Raw genomic sequence first — 15,314 nt, 5'->3', positions numbered from 1 at the left:
CGCCGGGCCGTGACCTCAGGCGGCGGCCGGGCGAGCCGCCCGCAGCGCCGCCTCCAGCACGGTGCCGGCCGGAATGTCGCGCATGCAGGCGTGATACCCCATCGCGCAGGTCGGCTTGTGGCAAGGCCGGCACGGCACCGCGGTGGTCGTCTCGATCACGGCGGCGATCGGGTTGAGCGGCTTCCAGTGCCACGGGCTGGTCGGCCCGAAGATGCCGATGCTCGGCGTGCCGATGGCGGCGGCGACGTGCAGGAGGCCGGAGTCGTTCGACACCACCACGTCGGCGGCGGCGAGCGCCAGGATGGCGTTGCGCAGGTCCGTCCCGGTGAGATCGCGGACGCGGTCGCCGCCGATCGCGGCGATCTCGGCGGCGAGCGGCGCCTCGCCGGGGCCGCCGACCACCCAGACGGCGAAGCCCTCGGCGGCGAGCCGCCGCGCCACCTCGCCGTAGGAGGCCGCCGGCCATCGCTTGGAGGGGCCGACCGCGCCGGGCGCCAGCGCCGCCACCGGCCGCTCGGCGGCCAGCCCGAGTCGGGCGCGCCAGGCGGTCAGCTCGGCGGCCGGCACCACGAGCTGCGGCATCGGCCACTCGGCCGGCCGCGGCGCCCCCTTGGGCAGCGCCAGCACGGCGCACTGGTCGATCATCCGCGGCAGCGTCTTCTCGCCCCAGCGCAGATCGTTGACGACCCCGAACCGCATCTCGCCGACCAGCCCGGTGCGGACCGGGATGCCGGCCAGGAAGGGGGCGAGCGCCGCCTTCCACTTGCGCGACATGATCAGCGCTTGGCCGTAGCCTTCCGGGCGCAACCTGTCGGCGAGGGCGCGGTGCTCCCCGTAGGCAAGTCGTCGGCGCGGAAGATCCCACACCACGCCCTTGCGCACGGCCGGCATGTAGTCGAGCAGCGGTGCCACCATGGCGGTGGTGAGCACGTCCACGGGCCGCTCCGGGTCCTGCTCCTTCAGCAGCCGCACCACGCTGTGGCAGCGGACGAAATCCCCGATCCACATGTAGGGGACGAGGAGCACGGGGCGGTGTGGGGACGCTGCGGGGGTGGCGAGAGTGGGAGAGGACGGGGCCGTCATGGCACGCCGCTATCCCGCCCCGGGCCGGAAGTCCAGGGGGTGGTGGCGGGACGGCGGCGCCCATCGCCCGGCTGGAGGCGCCGCGCTGAGTTGCGCGACGGCCCGGAACGGGGCTAGGGAACCCCGCCGGCGGCGGGTTCGACCGATCCCCCGGCGAACGGGCCGTGGGGATCGACATGCTGCTGGTGACGGGCGGGGCGGGGTTCATCGGATCGAATGTGGTGGCGAGCCTCAACGAGGCCGGCCGCACCGACGTGGTGGTGAACGATCGTCTGGGTTGTGACGACAAGTGGCGCAACCTCGCCAAGCGCGAGATCGCCGACTTCGTGCCGCCCGCGGATCTCGGCCGCTGGCTCGACGACTGCCGTCGCTCGGGCCGCAAGCTCGACGCCGTCATCCACATGGGGGCGAACTCCGACACCACGGCGCGGGACGGCGACGAGGTGATGGACAGTAACTTCCGCCTGTCGCTCCGCCTGCTCGACTGGTGCACCGAGACCCGTACGCCGTTCATCTACGCCTCGTCGGCCGCGACCTACGGGGGAGGCGAGGAGGGCTTCGTCGACGACGAGGACCTGCCGGCGCTGCGGCGGCTGCGGCCGCTCAACCTCTACGGCTGGAGCAAGCACCTGTTCGACCTCGCCCTCAAGGGCCGGCAGGCGCGCGGCGAGCCGCTGCCGCCCCAATGGGTCGGCCTCAAGTTCTTCAACGTGTTCGGGCCGAACGAGTACCACAAGGGCGAGATGGCGAGCCTTCTCGCCAAGCGGTTCGAGGACGTCCGCGCCGGCCGTACCGTCACGTTGTTCAAGTCGCACCGGGACGGGATCGCCGACGGCGACCAGCGGCGCGACTTCATCTATGTGGAGGACGCCGTCGCGGTCTTGCGCTGGTTTCTCGACACGCCGTTGGTGTCAGGCCTGTTCAATGTCGGCACCGGCGAGGCGCGCTCGTTCCGCGAGCTGATCACCGCCGCCTTCACGGCGCTCGGCGCGCCGGCGAAGATCCAGTATGTCGACATGCCGGTGGCGATCCGCGACCAGTACCAGTACTTCACGCAGAGCTCGGTGGAGAAGCTGCGGCGGGCCGGCTGGAACGGTGGCTTCACGCCGCTGGAGCAGGCGGTCGGCCGCTACGTGACGGACTTCCTCGATCGGGCGGACCGCTACCGATAGACAGAGCCAACCTCCATCGTCGGTCCGGGAGGCGCCGCGGGGCGAACCCGGAATTCAGCGACACGCGCAAGCGTGCTTCCGTGGTCCGGGCCGGCGCGAGCGCACGTCCCCGACCGATGGAGCAACAGTCAGGACAGACGATGCTCGATTTCGAAACCTACCTGGCGCGTCTTCCCGATCAGTCGGTGCTCTGTGTCGGCGACCTGATGCTCGACCAGTTCGTCTATGGCGAGGTGTCGCGCGTCTCCCCCGAGGCGCCGGTGCCGGTGATCGCGGTGAAGCGCGAGGAGACGCAGGTCGGCGGTGCCGGCAACGTCGCCTGCAACATCGCCTCGCTCGGCGCGTCCTGCGTGTTCGTCGGCGTGGTCGGCGACGACGAGGCCGGGCAGACGCTGGCGGCGGCGCTCGGACGGCTGAATGGTCGCCTGTCGGCCGAGCTGGTGGCCGATGCCGAGCGGCCCACCACTCGCAAGCTGCGCTTCGTCTCCGAGCACTATTCGAGCCATTTGCTGCGCGCCGATTGGGAGCGCCCGCAGCCGCTCGGCGCGGCGATCGAGACGGCGGTGCTGGCTCGCGTCGAGGCCGCCTTGCCGCGCGTGACCGCGGTGGTGCTGTCCGACTACGCCAAGGGGGTGCTCACTCCGCGGGTGGTGCGCGGCGTCATCGCGGCGGCGCGCGGACGCGGCGTGCCAGTGGTGGTCGATCCCAAGGGGCGCGACTTCTCGATCTATGCCGGTGCCACCCTGATCACGCCGAACCGCAAGGAGCTCGGCGAGGCGTCACGCCGGCCGCTCGCCGATCTCGACGCGGTCGCCGCCGCCGCCGAGGAGCTGCGCCGCGACAGCGGTTGCGAGGCGCTGCTGGTCACGCTCAGCGAAGACGGCATGCTGCTCAAGCAGGGCGGCCGTGCGGCCGTGCATGTGCCGGCCCATCCGGTGCGGGTGCGCGACGTCTCGGGGGCCGGCGACACCGTGGTGGCGGTACTGGCCCTGATGCTTGCCATGGGGGCGCCGCTCGATGCCGCCATGCGGGCCGCCAACGCGGCCGCCTCGGTGGTGGTCGGCAAGCGCGGCACCGCCACGGTGTCGCCGCTGGAGCTGCGGTCGCGCGTCTTGCCCGCCGCGGCGCTCGCCTCCGAGGAGAAGATCGTCTTCGACGCCGCCCAGCTCGACGACCGGGTCGCGGCCTGGCGGGCGCAGGGGCTGCGCATCGGCTTCACCAACGGCTGCTTCGACATCCTCCATCCCGGCCATGTCCGGGTGCTGACCCAGGCGCGGGCCGCCTGCGATCGGCTCGTCGTCGGGCTCAACAGCGATGCCTCGGTGAAGCGCCTGAAGGGCGAGGGCCGGCCGATCCAGGACGTGGTGGCGCGCGCCGACGTGCTGGCGGCGCTCGAAGCCGTCGACCTCGTCGCGGTGTTCGAGGAGGACACCCCGATCGAGCTGATCCGCCGGCTGAAGCCGCAGGTGCTGGTCAAGGGCTCGGACTACCGCGTCGACCAGGTGGTCGGCCGCGAGGTGGTAGAGGCGAACGGCGGCGAGGTGGTGCTGGTCGATATCGTGCCGGGCCATTCGACGACCGGCATCCTGAAGAAATCCGGCCAGGCGCCGGCGCGGGCCGGCGGTCCGGCGCTGCCGGCCGGCCGGAAGCCTGCCTGAGCCTCAGCGCCGCGCCGCGTCCTCGGCCAGCACGAAGTCTACGGTGGCGCCGATATCGGCGAACATCCGGTCCGGCACGTCGCCGGCGATCTTGCCGGTGCCGCGGCAGCCGTGGCCGGTGGCCACGCCATAGGCGCGCAGGCCCATCGCGTGGGCGGCCGCCATGTCGCGGCCGCTGTCGCCGATCATCCAGGCCCGCGCCGGATCGATCGGCAGCTCGGCCAGCGCGCGGCGGAACAGCAGCGTGCCGGGCTTGCGGCAGTCGCACCGGATGGTCAGGTCCGGCACGCCGTACGGGAGCGGCCCCGGATGATGCGGGCAGACATAAATGCGGTCGAGGAGGCCGCCATCCTCGGCGAGCCGCGCCTCCAGCCGGCCGAGAATGCGGTCGAGCTGGTCGAGGCTCACGGTGCCGCGGGCGACCTGCGCCCGGTTGGTGATCGCCACGACGAGGAAGCCGGCCGCGCGCGCCCGGGCCAGCGCCGCCCCGGCGCCGTCCACCATCACCAGGTCGTCGGGCGAAAGCGTGCCCTGCGGGCCGGGCTCGTGGTTCAGCACGCCGTCGACGTCGACCAGCAGGGCGGGGCGGGGGTGCTCGCGCCGGAGCCCGGCGGGCCGGCCGGCCGCGAGGTCCGCCTCGGCGGCGGCGACATCGGCCGGGCCGTCGAGCCGGCGGATGTACTCGGTCGTGGGGTGGCAGGCGATGGTCTTGCCGGCGGCCAGGAGGGCCGGCACCACATCGCGCAGCAGATCGGGGCGGTGGCCCGGCAGCCGCAGGCGGTCGACGAGGTCCGGCCGGGCGAGCCAGAGGCCGGAGGGCGCCAGGTTGCGCTGGTCCTGCGGGTCCGGCCGGTCGTGCGGGAACACCGCCACCAGCCGGCCGTCCCGCTCGGCGACGAGATCGCTGTCGCGGGGTCGGGCGACCGGCTGGACGACCGCCGTCAGGGCGGCGGCGAGGGCCGCGTGGGTGTCGCGCAGGGGACCGAGGGCGACATCGAACAGCACCGGCCCGTCGACCACCAGGATCGCACCGTCCGCGGGCATCTGCCCGGCCGCCGGCACCGGCTCGATGGCGAGGCCGAGCGTCCGCGCCTGGTCGGCAACCGTGGCGACGAGCCGGGCCGCCTCGGCGGGCTCCGGCGCCAGCAGGCCGACCCGGCCGATGCCCATGCGGGCCAGCGCTCGCACCTGGTGGAGCAGCACGGGCTCGTCCGCGACCGGCCGCAGCAGCGCCGCGACCGCGGCATCCGACGCGCTGCCCGCGGGTGCGCCGCCCGCCACGATGATCGCCTGCATGGTCGTGCTCCGGAGGGTCGAGGGGCGGGGACGGCCGGGCGGTTCACCACGCCGCGGGAGGCGGTTTCCGTTCCGGCCGAAAATGCCTTAAGCAGTCGCCGGCGGGTTGGGAACCCCCTTCCGGCCGTGTCGGTGGCGGTGCGCCCGGCACGATGATGCGTCCGGCACGATCCGGCTCCCGATCCGATCGTGCGCTCCAGCTCACCCGTGGTCTCGCATGGCTCGTCCGAAGATCATTCCCCTGTTGCTCGCCGGCGGCTCCGGCACCCGCCTCTGGCCGGTGTCGCGCGACGCCATGCCCAAGCAGTTCCTGCCCCTGGTCGGCGAGCGCTCGACCTACCAGCAGGCGCTGGCCCGGGTTTCGTCGCCGGCCCTGTTCGCTCCGCCCATCGTGATGACGGCGAGCGACTTCCGTTTCTTCGCCCGCAGCCAGGCCGAGGCGCTGGGCATCGACGCCACCGTGGTGCTGGAGCCGATGCGGCGCGATTCGGGGCCTGCGATCGCGGCCGGCGCGGCGCTCGCCCGCCGGCGCGACCCCGATGCGGTCGTCCTGGCGATCGCGGCCGACCACGTCATTCTCGATCAGGAGCTGTTCGAGGCGACCTGCGCGGCCGGGCTCGAAGCCGCGGTGGCCGGCCACATTGTCACCTTCGGCATCGCCCCGTCGGCGCCGAAGACGAGCTACGGCTACATCCGCCGCGGCGCCCCGCTGGGACCGGCCGGCGTCGCCGTCGTCGATGCCTTCGTGGAGAAGCCGGACGCCGCCACCGCGGCCCGCTACGTCGCCGACGGCTACCTGTGGAACTCCGGCAACTTCCTGTTCGGTGCCGAGACGCTGCTCGCCGAGCTCACCCGCTTCGAGCCCGAGATGGCGCGCGCCGTCGAAGGTGCGGTCGAAGAGGCCGCGCCCGATCTCGGCTTCGTCCGCCTCGATGCCGAGGCGTTCGGCCGGGCGCCCCAGAAATCGATCGACTATGCCGTGATGGAGCGCACCGACAAGGCCGCGGTGGTCGAGGGCCGCTTCCGCTGGTCCGACATCGGGAGCTGGGACGCGGTGTTCGACATCGCGCCGCGCGACGACGCCGGCAATGTGACGTCGGGGCCGGTCGCCACCATGGACACCGAGGGCTGCGTCATCCATGCCGAGGACCGCCTGACGGTGGCGCTCGGCGTCAAGGATCTGGTCGTGGTCACCACGCCGGACGCCGTGCTGGTGCTGCCGCGCGATCGCGCCGAGGACGTCAAGCCGCTGGTCGCCCGCCTCAAGGCCGAGCGGCGCAACGAGGCGACCGAGCACCGGCTGTGCCATCGGCCATGGGGTCACTACGACTCGCTCGATCGCGGCGCCCGCTATCAGGTGAAGCGCATCGTGGTGTCACCCGGCGCCCAGCTCTCGCTCCAGCGGCATTATCACCGCGCCGAGCACTGGGTGGTGGTGCGTGGCACCGCCGAGGTGACCACCGGCGACGAGCGCGCCATCGTGCACGAGAACGAGTCGGTGTTCATCCCGATCGGCGCCGTCCATCGGCTGGCCAATCCAGGCAAGATCCCGCTGGAGCTGATCGAGGTGCAGACCGGCAGCTATCTGGGCGAGGACGACATTGTCCGCCTCGACGACGTCTACCGGCGCGACTGACGTCGGGGTCGGACGGGCTGTCAGGCCGGGCGCGGGCCGAACAGCGCGTCCTCGACGCAGGTACAGATCGCGTGCGCCGCGACGATGTGGATCTGCTGAATGAGGGGCGTCTTGTCGGTCGGCGCCGCGAGCAGGTGATCGCACAGCGCCGTCATGTCGGACGGCTTGCTGCCGGTGAAGCCGATGGTGACGACGCCGAGCCCGCGGGCGGCCTTCAGGGCGGCCAGCACATTGGGCGAGCGGCCCGAGGTGGAGATCGCGATCAGCACGTCGCCGGCGCGCGCGAGCCCGCGCACTTGGCGCTCGAACAGCTGATCGAAGCCGAAATCGTTGCCGACGGCGGTGAGAACCGAGGTGTCGGTGGTCAGCGCCACGGCGGCCAGCGGCGCGCGGTCGAAGTTCATCCGCGACAGGAACTCGGCCGCGATGTGCTGGGCATCCGCGGCGCTGCCGCCATTGCCGCACAGTAGCACTTTGCCGCCCGACCGATACGAGCGGGTGATCGCCGCCGCGATCGCCGCCACGGTGGCGATCAGCGCCGGATCGGCCGCGGCCCGCTCCATCGCGTCGCGGGAATGCTGGAAATGCGCCGCGATCGAGTCTCGGGCCGGGTCCGTCATGGCGCTCTCCTGGTCGGGCCGGGGGTCGCCGCAGCGGCCCGGTCGGGGCGCCGGGATAAAGCGATCCTGCCGCCGGCCCGTCAAGGGCTCGCCCGGAATCCGATCCAACTGGATCGGACACCGCTCTAGAAGTCCTTACGTGATCGCATTTTCGATGGCGAACCGGCGTCCACTTCGCCGGACAATGCGCTCGCCCGATCGCGGCCGGACCAGGGGCTCTCCCGTCGCGTGTGCCGAGCGAGAAATTCGTTTACGTCAGGCTGCTAGAGCATTGTTCGGCGAGGTGGAGGAGATCGCATGACGGCGAGGTCGGGGGCGGGCGGGCGCCCCACCGACGAGACCGAGGCAGGCCCGGCGCTGCGGCCGGCGCTGCGGCGCGCCACCATCGCCACCGTGGTGCTCGCCGGGTTGTCGCTGCTCGCCGCCGTCATCGCTCTCGGGGCGCGGAACGAGCTCGGCAAGGCGCTCCAGGTGCCGGCCGCCACGCTCGCCGGCTTGGTGCTGGTGGTGGTCGCCTTCGCGACCCTTAACTACGCGATCCGGATCTGGCGCTTCGTGTTCCTCGCCCGCCGGCTCGGCCTGTCGGCCGGGGTCGGGGCGATGTCGGTGTTCTATGTCGCCGGCTTCGCCCTCACCATGTCGCCCGGCAAGGTCGGCGAGATGGCGCGGCTGTGGTTCCTCAAGCGCCGCTACGGCTTCGACTACCGTCGTGGGGTGGCGCTCCAGCTCGGCGACCGCATCGGCGACGTCTACGCCATGCTGCTCCTGTGCCTCGCCGGGCTCGCCGGCTTCGAGCCCTATCGGGGCGCCGTGCTGGCCGTGCTGCTGGCAGCGCTCGCCGGCACCGCGCTGCTGGTGCGGCCGCGGCTCCTCGTCGCCGGCATCGGTGCGGCCTACGGCGTCGTCCGCCGCAAGCCGCGCCTGTTCGTGGCGCTGCGCCACATGGTGCGCCATACCGCCCTGGTGATGCGCGGCGGCGTGTTCGTGCCGGCGCTGGCGCTCGGCGTCGTCTCCTGGCTCGCCGAGGCGGTGTCGCTGTGGCTGGTGCTCCATCTGCTCGGCACTCCGGTCGATCTCCTCGCGGCGACCTTCGTGTTCGCCTTCGCGGCGGTGGCGGGCGGCCTCACCATGGCGCCCGGGGGGGTCGGCGGCTTCGAGATCGTCATGGTGATGCTGCTCGGCCTCCAGGGCGTACCGACCGACATGGCGGTGGTGGCCACCGCGGTGGTGCGGCTCGGCACCGTCTGGTACGGCACCGTAGCGGGCTTCCTCGCGGTGCCGGTGGCGCTGCGAATGTCGGCGCCGCCATCGGCTGTTCCGGCCGCGCTGGCACAGCCGACCATTTGACCGAAGGGGCGGGCGTCCGATGCATCCACACAATCGCCCGGAACGCGCCGTAGCCGCGGGGGCTGCACCGGGCGCCGTTCCGCGAGGAGCCGGAGACTTCGTCCGATCATGAGCACTGCGCCCGCCAGTCCCGCGCCGAGTGCCTCGCCGCGCCCGGTCCCGATGTCGTCCTGGGGACGGCGGACCCGCACGCCGCACCTGGTGACGCGCCCGGCCTTCCTGGACGACGCCACCGCGCAGGTGGCGACGCCCGCCACGGCCCCGGTTGCGCCGCTGCTCGCCCGTGGCCTCGGCCGCTCCTATGGCGACGTTTGCCTGAATACCGACGGACGCCTCCTGATCACCGACCGGCTCGACCGCATCCAGTGGCTCGATGTCGAGGCCGGCGTGGTGCGGGCCGAGGCCGGCTTGAGCCTCGACCGGCTGCTGCGGGTGATCGTGCCGCGCGGCCTGTTCCTGCCGGTGACGCCCGGCACCAAGTTCGTCACCCTCGGCGGTGCCGTCGCCAACGACGTCCACGGCAAGAACCACGAGACCGCCGGCACCTTCGGGTCGCATGTCCTGCGCCTCGGCCTGGTGCGCTCGACCGGCGAGGCGCTGACGCTGTCGCGCGACGAGAACGCCGCGCTGTTCGCCGCCACCATCGGCGGGCTCGGGCTCACCGGCTTCATCGCGTGGGTGGAGCTGCGGCTGGTGCCGATCCGCTCCGCCTTGCTGGAGACCGAGACGCTGGCGGTGCGCGACCTCGACGATTTCTTCCGCATCGCCGAGGCGAGTGCCGAGTGGCCCTTCACGGTCGCCTGGGTGGACTGCTTCGCGCCGGCGCGCGAGCTCGGCCGCGGCCTGTTCATGCGCAGCCGCTGGGCCGAGACCGGCGGCCTCTCGGCCCACCGTGCGGCTCGCGGGCCGGCGATGCCGGAGCTGCCCAGTTTCGTGCTGAACAGCCTGACGTTGCGCGCCTTCAACGCGCTCTACCGGCGGCGTCCCCATGCGCTCGGCCGGCGCACGCAGCACTACGACCCGGCCTTCTATCCCCTCGATGCGCTGTCCGGGTGGAACCGGCTCTATGGCCGGCGCGGCTTCTATCAGCACCAGTCGGCGGTGCCGGCCGCGGTGGCGCCCGACACCGTCCGGCGGCTCTTGGAGACCACGGCGGCGCAGCGCCAAGGCTCGTTCCTCGCCGTGCTCAAGCGGCTCGGTGGCGTGTCCTCGCCGGGCGTGCTGTCGTTCCCGATCGAGGGCGCGACGCTGGCGCTCGACTTCCCCGACAAGGGCGAGCGCACCCGCCGGCTGATGCTGGCGCTGGCCGAGCAGGCGACGGCGGCGGGCGGTCGCCTCTACCCGGCCAAGGACGCCGTGATGAGCCCCGAGATATTCCGCGCCGGCTTTCCGCGCTGGCGCGAGGTGGAGGCGTGGCGCGATCCCGCCTTCAGCTCCGACTTCTGGCGGCGGGTGACCGGAGACGCCGCATGAGCACGCCCTGTCGCATCCTGATCCTCGGCGCCGGCTCGGCGATCGCCCAAGGCTATGCGCGGGCCCGCGCGGTGCGCGGGGCGAGCTTCGTGCTGGTCGGCCTCAATGCGACGCGGCTCGCCGCCATCGCCGACGACCTGCGCGCCTGCGGGGCGCAGGGCACCGAGGTGGTGACCGCCGACCTCGCCGATCTCGCCGGCATCGAGACGCGCGCGGCCGAGCTGCGGGCGTCGTTCGGCGAGCCCGACGAGGTGCTGATCGCCTATGGCGAGCTCGGCGACCAGGTGGAGAGCGAGCGCGACCTCGACGCGGCGCGCCGCGCCATCGATGTGAACTTCACCAGCGTGGCGCTGTGGGTGCTGGCGCTCTTGAAGAACCGGCCCCCGCAGGTGCCGCTGGCGATCGCGGCGATCGGCTCGGTGGCCGGTGACCGCGGCCGTGCCTCGAACTTCGTCTACGGCTCCGCCAAGGGCGGGCTCGACCGCTTTCTCGAAGGGCTGGCGCAGAAGCACGCCGGCACGCCGGTTCACGTCCTCACCGTCAAGCCGGGCTTCGTCGACAGCCCGATGACCGACGGGCTCGCCAAGGGGCCGCTGTTCGCCAGCCCCGAGACCGTGGGTGCTGCGATCGCGCGCGCCGTCGAGAAGCGCCGCCGGGTGGTCTACGTGCCGTGGTTCTGGTGGGGCATCATGACGATCATCCGCCACCTGCCGTGGGTGGTGTTCCGCCGGCTGCGGATCTGAGTCGCGCGACCGCTCAGATCGCCAGGAAGAAGGCGACGCCGACCACGGCGCCGAGCAGCAGACTGGTGCGGTCCTTCAGCGCGAACACGACGGGGTCGTCGTCGAGCTCGCGGCGGTGCGACAGGAGCCAGATCCGGCACAGCCACAGCGACATCAGCACCGGCACCGCATAGAGCCAGTATTGCCGCTGGTAGAAGCCGGAGGGTGCGGCGTCCTCGGCCAGATACAGCAGCATGATCACCAGCGCGACGAGCCCCGAGCCGACCCCGAACACCAGCGTCAGCGGCCAGTCGTCGCCGCGATAGCCGCGGCCGGCGATCTTGCCGCCGGGCGTGGCGGCGGCCCGCATCACCTCGGCGTGGCGCTTGGCGAGCGCCAGCGACACGAAGAACGCGAACGAGAACGACAAGAGCCACGGCGACTGGCGGATCTCCAGCACCGCGGCCCCCATGGCGACCCGCAGGGTGAACAGGCCGCCGATCAGCACGGCGTCGAGCAGCGGCTCGCGCTTGAGGCCGAACGAGTAGGCCAGCGTGAGCACCAGATAGGCGACGAGCAGTGCCGCGAAGCCGGGCGACAGCAGGGCGCCGGCCACAATCGCCACGGCGATCATCAGCGGTGCGGCGGCGAGCCCGGCGGCGAGCGGCAGCGCGCCGCTGGCGAACGGCCGGTGCCGCTTGGTCGGGTGGCGGCGGTCGGCGGCGAGATCGGCGAGGTCGTTGACCAGATAGGTGCCGGAGACCATCAGCGACAGCAGCAGGAATCCCGCAGCGGCGGTGGCGATCTGCACCGGGTCGGTGAAGGCGTGGCCGACGAACAGCGGCACGAACAGGAGGATGTTCTTCGACCATTGGTGCGGCCGCAGCGCCTTCAGCCAGGGACGGGCGCCGTGGCGTGGCCGGGCCAGCGTCGCCAGCACCGGCGTGCCGCAGCGCTCCACCTCGGTGGTGACCGCACGAGCGACGTCGCACAGCACGGCGCCGCGGGCGGCCGCAAACAGCGGCAGGTCGGCCGGGCTGTCGCCGGCATAGAGGAAGCCGTCCGGGAAGCGCCCGCGCAGATGCGCGAGCTTGGCGTCGCCCTTGAGGTTGCGCACGCCGTCGCTGCCGGTCGCCGTGTCGAAGACGCCGAGCGCCGCCGCGACGCCGTCGGCGATCGCCTGATCGGCGGCGGTGACGAGGTGGACGGCGCGTCCGCGCGTCCGCTCGGTGCGGATCAGCGCCACCAAGTCCTCGCGCCATGGCATGTCGGCCACATCGAGGAGAGCGTCGCCGGCGAGGCGGCGCTTGAAGGCGGCGCGATCGCCGATGCGGCGCAAGGCGCCGGCGGCGGCGAGCGGCTTGCGGAACAGCAGCAGCGCGAAGCACTCGACCAGCGAGTCGCCGAGCAGGAGCGTGCCGTCGAGATCGACCACCAGCGGCAGGGCGGGATCGGCGGCGAGGCCGCGATGTGCTTCGGTGGTGGGCTCCAGCATGGCCAGGTCCGTCGCCTCGGAGGACGGGCCTCGCCCGTGCGACGGATTATAGCAAGCCGGGTCTTAAGGGGTAGTAAGAGCGGTGGTGGCCGCCCGCGGGCTACGCTGTGAGGCCGAGAGGTGTGTCGCGGGCCACCAGCCCGCCGTGGATGTCGACGAGCGTGCGGCGGATGTCGTGGGTGATGCGCCAGCCCGGATAGCGGGCCTGGAAGCGGCGCAGGTCGCTGACGTACCAGATATGGTCGCCGACCCGGCTCTGCGGGTCGTAGCGCCAGGCGAGGCGGCGGCCGGCGATCTCCTCGCACAGCGCGATGGCCTCCAGCATCGAGCAGTTGGCGGCGCGGCCGCCGCCGATGTTGAACACCTCGCCGCGCGGCGGGTCGCGCCACACCGCGTCGAAGGCCGCGATCAGGTCGGCCGAGTGGATGTTGTCGCGCACCTGCTTGGCTTTGTGGCCGAACACCGTGTAGGGCCGCCCCGTCAGGGTGCATTTCATCAGATAGGCGAGAAAGCCGTGGAGCTGGGTGCCCGAGTGGTTCGGCCCGGTCAGGCAGCCGCCGCGGAACACCGCGGTCCTGAGGCCGAAATAGCGGCCGTACTCCTGCACGAGCACGTCGGCCGCCACCTTGGAGACGCCGAACAAGCTGTGGGTCGACTGATCGAGCGTCATCGTCTCGTCGATGCCGTGCGCCGCGTAGGGGTGCGCCGGGTCGATCTCGAAGCGGGTCTCGTGCTCCACCAGCGGCAGCCGGTTCGGCGTGTCGCCATAGACCTTGTTGGTCGAGGTAAAGATGAAGACGGCGTCGGGCGCGTGGCGCCGCATCGCCTCCAGCAGCACAAGCGTGCCGTTGGCGTTGATGGTGAAGTCGGTGCGCGGATCGCGGGCCGCCCAGTCGTGGGAGGGCTGCGCGGCCGTGTGGACGATCAGCGACAGGTCGCGGCCATAGGTGGCGACCAGGCGATCGATGGCGGCCTCGTCGCGGATGTCGATGTCGTGATGGCGATAGCCGGGCAGCGTCTCGGTGAGGCGGGCGGAGAGCCAGCGGGTCGATGCCTCGACGCCGAACAGGTGGGCCCGCATGTCGTTGTCGATTCCGATCACCCGGTCGACGTGCCGCCCGAAATGCAGGACCGCCTCGCTGCCGACCAGGCCGCCCGATCCCGTTACCAGTGCGACTGACATTCACGCCTCTCCGGACCCCGCCGTCCCGTCGACGGGCGTTCGTAGAAGCCGGAGCAGCAGAATACGTTCCTGACGGCCGGCCACCATGCCGAATGGACGGCCTCGGCTGTCGCGGTGGTGGTGATGTCGATTGCGCCGGAACCATTCGGGGGCGAGATCGTTGACTCGCATCACCGGCCACGACCTGGGCGCCGGTGACTGAGAGATGCGTGTGCTCCCGCCCCCTGGGCAGACTGGAGCAGCGCCATGAGCGGTCGAGACCGCGATAGTGTCGCCGACGTGACGCACGCCGGGACGAGCCCGACTGATGCACTCACTGATGCAAGGGTCTCGACCGACGCGACTCCACCCGGCGCCACTCTCGTCGACGCTATGCCCGGGGCGGGACAGGGCGTTCCGGGCCGACGCGCGCGTCGCCGCCGCAACCGCCAGATCGCCATGCGCGAAGAGTCCCGGATGGCCTGCACCGAATCCAGGGTGCTGATCGACGGGGCGGCCGAGCGCGTCATCAGCTCGGACGAGGCCTGTGCGACCCATCACGAGCAGGTCGCCAAGAGCCGCGACACCATCGCCCAGACCCGGGCGCTGATCCGACGCCTCGACGAGCGGTGAGGCGGCCCGTCAGCCGGTGCCCTGCATCAGCTTGAGCCGTGCCCGCAGCGCCTCGCGGATGTGGGCGCGGGCGATCTGCTCGGCGCCGTCGGCGTCGCGTGCGGCGATCGCCGCCACCATGGCGGCGTGCTCGGCGACCGCGGTGGCGGGGCGGCCGTCGAAACACCGCCTCGCCGAGCGGTAGGCCGGAGCGGTCGAGGGCAGCGGGATCGAGGCCCGGGCGCGCCGGCCGGCTGCTCGGCCGCCGGGCGGTCTGCCGCGGCAGGCCCCGGAGCGGCGGACGATGCCATCGCGCCAGATATAAAAAGGCGGGCCGAAGCCCGCCTTTTCGTCATCGCAGTGGTCATCGCGTGCGACGTCAGCACTGGCTCCAGTCGGCCCGGTAGGCGCCGCGGACCGGGCAGTTGCTGCGGCCCCAGCCCCAGCCGCCCCAGTCGCCACCCCACGTCGCCGCTCGATAGCGGTAGCGCGGCGCGTAGGCATAGCCGTCGTAGCCGGGCGCGTAGGCGTATCCCGCGTAGCCGTAGCTCGGTGCGTAGCCCCACGACGAGTAGGTGTAGGTCGGGGCGTAGGCGTAACTGGGGGCGTAGGCGTAACCGGGGGCGTAGGCATAGCCGGGCGCGTACCCGTAGCCGCCGTAATAGCCGTTGTAGTAGCGCGCATTGCTGCTCGCGGCGGCGGCGCCGATCAGGGCCCCGGCGGCGAGCCCGACGCCGGCGGCGGCGAGGAAGCGGCCGTTGCGGGCTTCGGCCGTCGAGGTGGTCACCGCCAGCGCCCCCGCGAGAGCGAGAGCCGCGGCCGTCTTGGTGCTCAGATATCGCATGGTCTGCTCCTGGACGTCGTCTGCTCCTGGACGTCGTTCCGCGGCCGGCGGCCTCGGCCGGACCGCGCCTGTGGCGACACCGGATCAATGCGAACGTCGGTCCGGCGTTCCGGGACCCGGTGCGTCGGTGGAGCGCGACGCGCCACCGGGGGCACCGATTGGTCGCCTCGGGTGGCACTCGGGTTCGTGACGGC

At 72.4% G+C, this 15,314-nt stretch carries 14 protein-coding genes; 7 read left to right on the top strand and 7 right to left on the bottom strand.

Features of this window, described 5'->3' with window-relative positions; translation table 11 throughout:
• Nucleotides 1-15 precede the first annotated feature (15 nt).
• On the bottom strand, nt 16-1,083 hold the full coding sequence (gene waaF, locus ACFQUV_RS22000; RefSeq protein WP_378395728.1) for a lipopolysaccharide heptosyltransferase II: 1,068 nt from the start codon (nt 1,081-1,083) through the stop codon (nt 16-18).
• Nucleotides 1,084-1,259: 176 nt separating this feature from the next.
• Here waaF and rfaD point away from each other — a divergent pair, with 176 nt between their 5' ends.
• A complete protein-coding gene (rfaD, locus tag ACFQUV_RS21995; protein WP_129609109.1) occupies nt 1,260-2,255 on the top strand; it encodes an ADP-glyceromanno-heptose 6-epimerase in 996 nt (331 codons plus the stop codon).
• A gap of 140 nt (nt 2,256-2,395) precedes the next feature.
• Entirely contained in the window at nt 2,396-3,913 is a 1,518-nt protein-coding gene (gene rfaE1 / locus ACFQUV_RS21990) for a D-glycero-beta-D-manno-heptose-7-phosphate kinase (RefSeq protein ID WP_129609076.1), read from the top strand.
• Between the two features lie 3 nt (nt 3,914-3,916).
• Here the strand turns inward: rfaE1 and ACFQUV_RS21985 are convergent, their stop codons facing one another.
• Complete coding sequence (locus tag ACFQUV_RS21985; protein WP_129609077.1) at nt 3,917-5,209, bottom strand: HAD-IIIA family hydrolase; 1,293 nt, start codon at nt 5,207-5,209, stop codon at nt 3,917-3,919.
• A 217-nt stretch (nt 5,210-5,426) separates the two neighbouring features.
• Between ACFQUV_RS21985 and ACFQUV_RS21980 the strand changes: the two genes are divergently transcribed.
• Complete coding sequence (locus ACFQUV_RS21980; RefSeq protein ID WP_165363876.1) at nt 5,427-6,845, top strand: mannose-1-phosphate guanylyltransferase/mannose-6-phosphate isomerase; 1,419 nt, start codon at nt 5,427-5,429, stop codon at nt 6,843-6,845.
• 20 nt (nt 6,846-6,865) lie between these two features.
• On the opposite strand, the gene ACFQUV_RS21975 is transcribed toward ACFQUV_RS21980, so the two are convergent.
• Nucleotides 6,866-7,465: a D-sedoheptulose 7-phosphate isomerase gene (locus tag ACFQUV_RS21975; RefSeq protein WP_129609078.1), complete on the bottom strand. Its 600-nt coding sequence runs from the start codon at nt 7,463-7,465 to the stop codon at nt 6,866-6,868.
• 297 nt (nt 7,466-7,762) lie between these two features.
• Between ACFQUV_RS21975 and ACFQUV_RS21970 the strand changes: the two genes are divergently transcribed.
• The 3 genes from ACFQUV_RS21970 to ACFQUV_RS21960 all read left to right on the top strand — a co-directional run bounded on the left by ACFQUV_RS21970 (nt 7,763) and on the right by ACFQUV_RS21960 (nt 11,028).
• Nucleotides 7,763-8,812, top strand: a complete 1,050-nt coding sequence (locus tag ACFQUV_RS21970; protein WP_129609079.1) for a lysylphosphatidylglycerol synthase transmembrane domain-containing protein — start codon at nt 7,763-7,765, stop codon at nt 8,810-8,812.
• 108 nt (nt 8,813-8,920) lie between these two features.
• The gene (locus ACFQUV_RS21965) at nt 8,921-10,285 is read left to right on the top strand and encodes an FAD-binding oxidoreductase (protein WP_207211468.1); all 1,365 of its coding nucleotides are present in this window, start codon (nt 8,921-8,923) and stop codon (nt 10,283-10,285) included.
• Complete coding sequence (locus tag ACFQUV_RS21960) at nt 10,282-11,028, top strand: SDR family NAD(P)-dependent oxidoreductase (RefSeq protein ID WP_129609080.1); 747 nt, start codon at nt 10,282-10,284, stop codon at nt 11,026-11,028. Before ACFQUV_RS21965 ends, ACFQUV_RS21960 begins: the two co-directional genes overlap by 4 nt.
• A 13-nt stretch (nt 11,029-11,041) precedes the next feature.
• On the opposite strand, the gene ACFQUV_RS21955 is transcribed toward ACFQUV_RS21960, so the two are convergent.
• Together ACFQUV_RS21955 and ACFQUV_RS21950 are read right to left on the bottom strand one after the other, a co-directional pair.
• Complete coding sequence (locus ACFQUV_RS21955) at nt 11,042-12,502, bottom strand: UbiA family prenyltransferase (protein ID WP_129609081.1); 1,461 nt, start codon at nt 12,500-12,502, stop codon at nt 11,042-11,044.
• A 100-nt stretch (nt 12,503-12,602) separates the two neighbouring features.
• Nucleotides 12,603-13,685, bottom strand: a complete 1,083-nt coding sequence (locus ACFQUV_RS21950) for an NAD-dependent epimerase/dehydratase family protein (RefSeq protein WP_129609082.1) — start codon at nt 13,683-13,685, stop codon at nt 12,603-12,605.
• Nucleotides 13,686-14,141: 456 nt separating this feature from the next.
• Here ACFQUV_RS21950 and ACFQUV_RS21945 point away from each other — a divergent pair, with 456 nt between their 5' ends.
• Nucleotides 14,142-14,297 carry a hypothetical protein gene (locus tag ACFQUV_RS21945; protein ID WP_165363878.1) on the top strand — a complete coding sequence of 52 codons (156 nt, stop codon included), beginning with the start codon at nt 14,142-14,144 and terminating at the stop codon, nt 14,295-14,297.
• Between the two features lie 9 nt (nt 14,298-14,306).
• Here ACFQUV_RS21945 and ACFQUV_RS21940 read toward each other — a convergent pair whose 3' ends face one another.
• Nucleotides 14,307-14,738, bottom strand: coding sequence for an FCD domain-containing protein (locus ACFQUV_RS21940; protein ID WP_280176757.1), 432 nt, complete (start codon nt 14,736-14,738; stop codon nt 14,307-14,309).
• Nucleotides 14,656-15,120 carry a hypothetical protein gene (locus ACFQUV_RS21935; RefSeq protein ID WP_129609084.1) on the bottom strand — a complete coding sequence of 155 codons (465 nt, stop codon included), beginning with the start codon at nt 15,118-15,120 and terminating at the stop codon, nt 14,656-14,658. Before ACFQUV_RS21935 ends, ACFQUV_RS21940 begins: the two co-directional genes overlap by 83 nt.
• Nucleotides 15,121-15,314: the final 194 nt, after the last annotated feature.

The sequence above is a fragment of the Rhodoplanes sp. P11 genome, from assembly GCF_964266735.1.
Lineage (GTDB): Bacteria > Pseudomonadota > Alphaproteobacteria > Rhizobiales > Xanthobacteraceae > Rhodoplanes > Rhodoplanes serenus.
The sequence above is the reverse complement of the archived record's forward strand: the minus strand, read 5'-3'. Positions and strand labels throughout refer to the sequence as shown.

What these genes read in the sequence shown, in the direction of transcription:
- waaF (WP_378395728.1), bottom strand. Translation starts at nt 1,083, where the DNA reads ATGACGGCCCCGTCCTCTCCCACTCTCGCCACCCCCGCAGCGTCCCCA.
- rfaD (WP_129609109.1), top strand. Translation starts at nt 1,260, where the DNA reads ATGCTGCTGGTGACGGGCGGGGCGGGGTTCATCGGATCGAATGTGGTG.
- rfaE1 (WP_129609076.1), top strand. Translation starts at nt 2,396, where the DNA reads ATGCTCGATTTCGAAACCTACCTGGCGCGTCTTCCCGATCAGTCGGTG.
- ACFQUV_RS21985 (WP_129609077.1), bottom strand. Translation starts at nt 5,209, where the DNA reads ATGCAGGCGATCATCGTGGCGGGCGGCGCACCCGCGGGCAGCGCGTCG.
- ACFQUV_RS21980 (WP_165363876.1), top strand. Translation starts at nt 5,427, where the DNA reads ATGGCTCGTCCGAAGATCATTCCCCTGTTGCTCGCCGGCGGCTCCGGC.
- ACFQUV_RS21975 (WP_129609078.1), bottom strand. Translation starts at nt 7,465, where the DNA reads ATGACGGACCCGGCCCGAGACTCGATCGCGGCGCATTTCCAGCATTCC.
- ACFQUV_RS21970 (WP_129609079.1), top strand. Translation starts at nt 7,763, where the DNA reads ATGACGGCGAGGTCGGGGGCGGGCGGGCGCCCCACCGACGAGACCGAG.
- ACFQUV_RS21965 (WP_207211468.1), top strand. Translation starts at nt 8,921, where the DNA reads ATGAGCACTGCGCCCGCCAGTCCCGCGCCGAGTGCCTCGCCGCGCCCG.
- ACFQUV_RS21960 (WP_129609080.1), top strand. Translation starts at nt 10,282, where the DNA reads ATGAGCACGCCCTGTCGCATCCTGATCCTCGGCGCCGGCTCGGCGATC.
- ACFQUV_RS21955 (WP_129609081.1), bottom strand. Translation starts at nt 12,502, where the DNA reads ATGCTGGAGCCCACCACCGAAGCACATCGCGGCCTCGCCGCCGATCCC.
- ACFQUV_RS21950 (WP_129609082.1), bottom strand. Translation starts at nt 13,685, where the DNA reads ATGTCAGTCGCACTGGTAACGGGATCGGGCGGCCTGGTCGGCAGCGAG.
- ACFQUV_RS21945 (WP_165363878.1), top strand. Translation starts at nt 14,142, where the DNA reads ATGGCCTGCACCGAATCCAGGGTGCTGATCGACGGGGCGGCCGAGCGC.
- ACFQUV_RS21935 (WP_129609084.1), bottom strand. Translation starts at nt 15,120, where the DNA reads ATGCGATATCTGAGCACCAAGACGGCCGCGGCTCTCGCTCTCGCGGGG.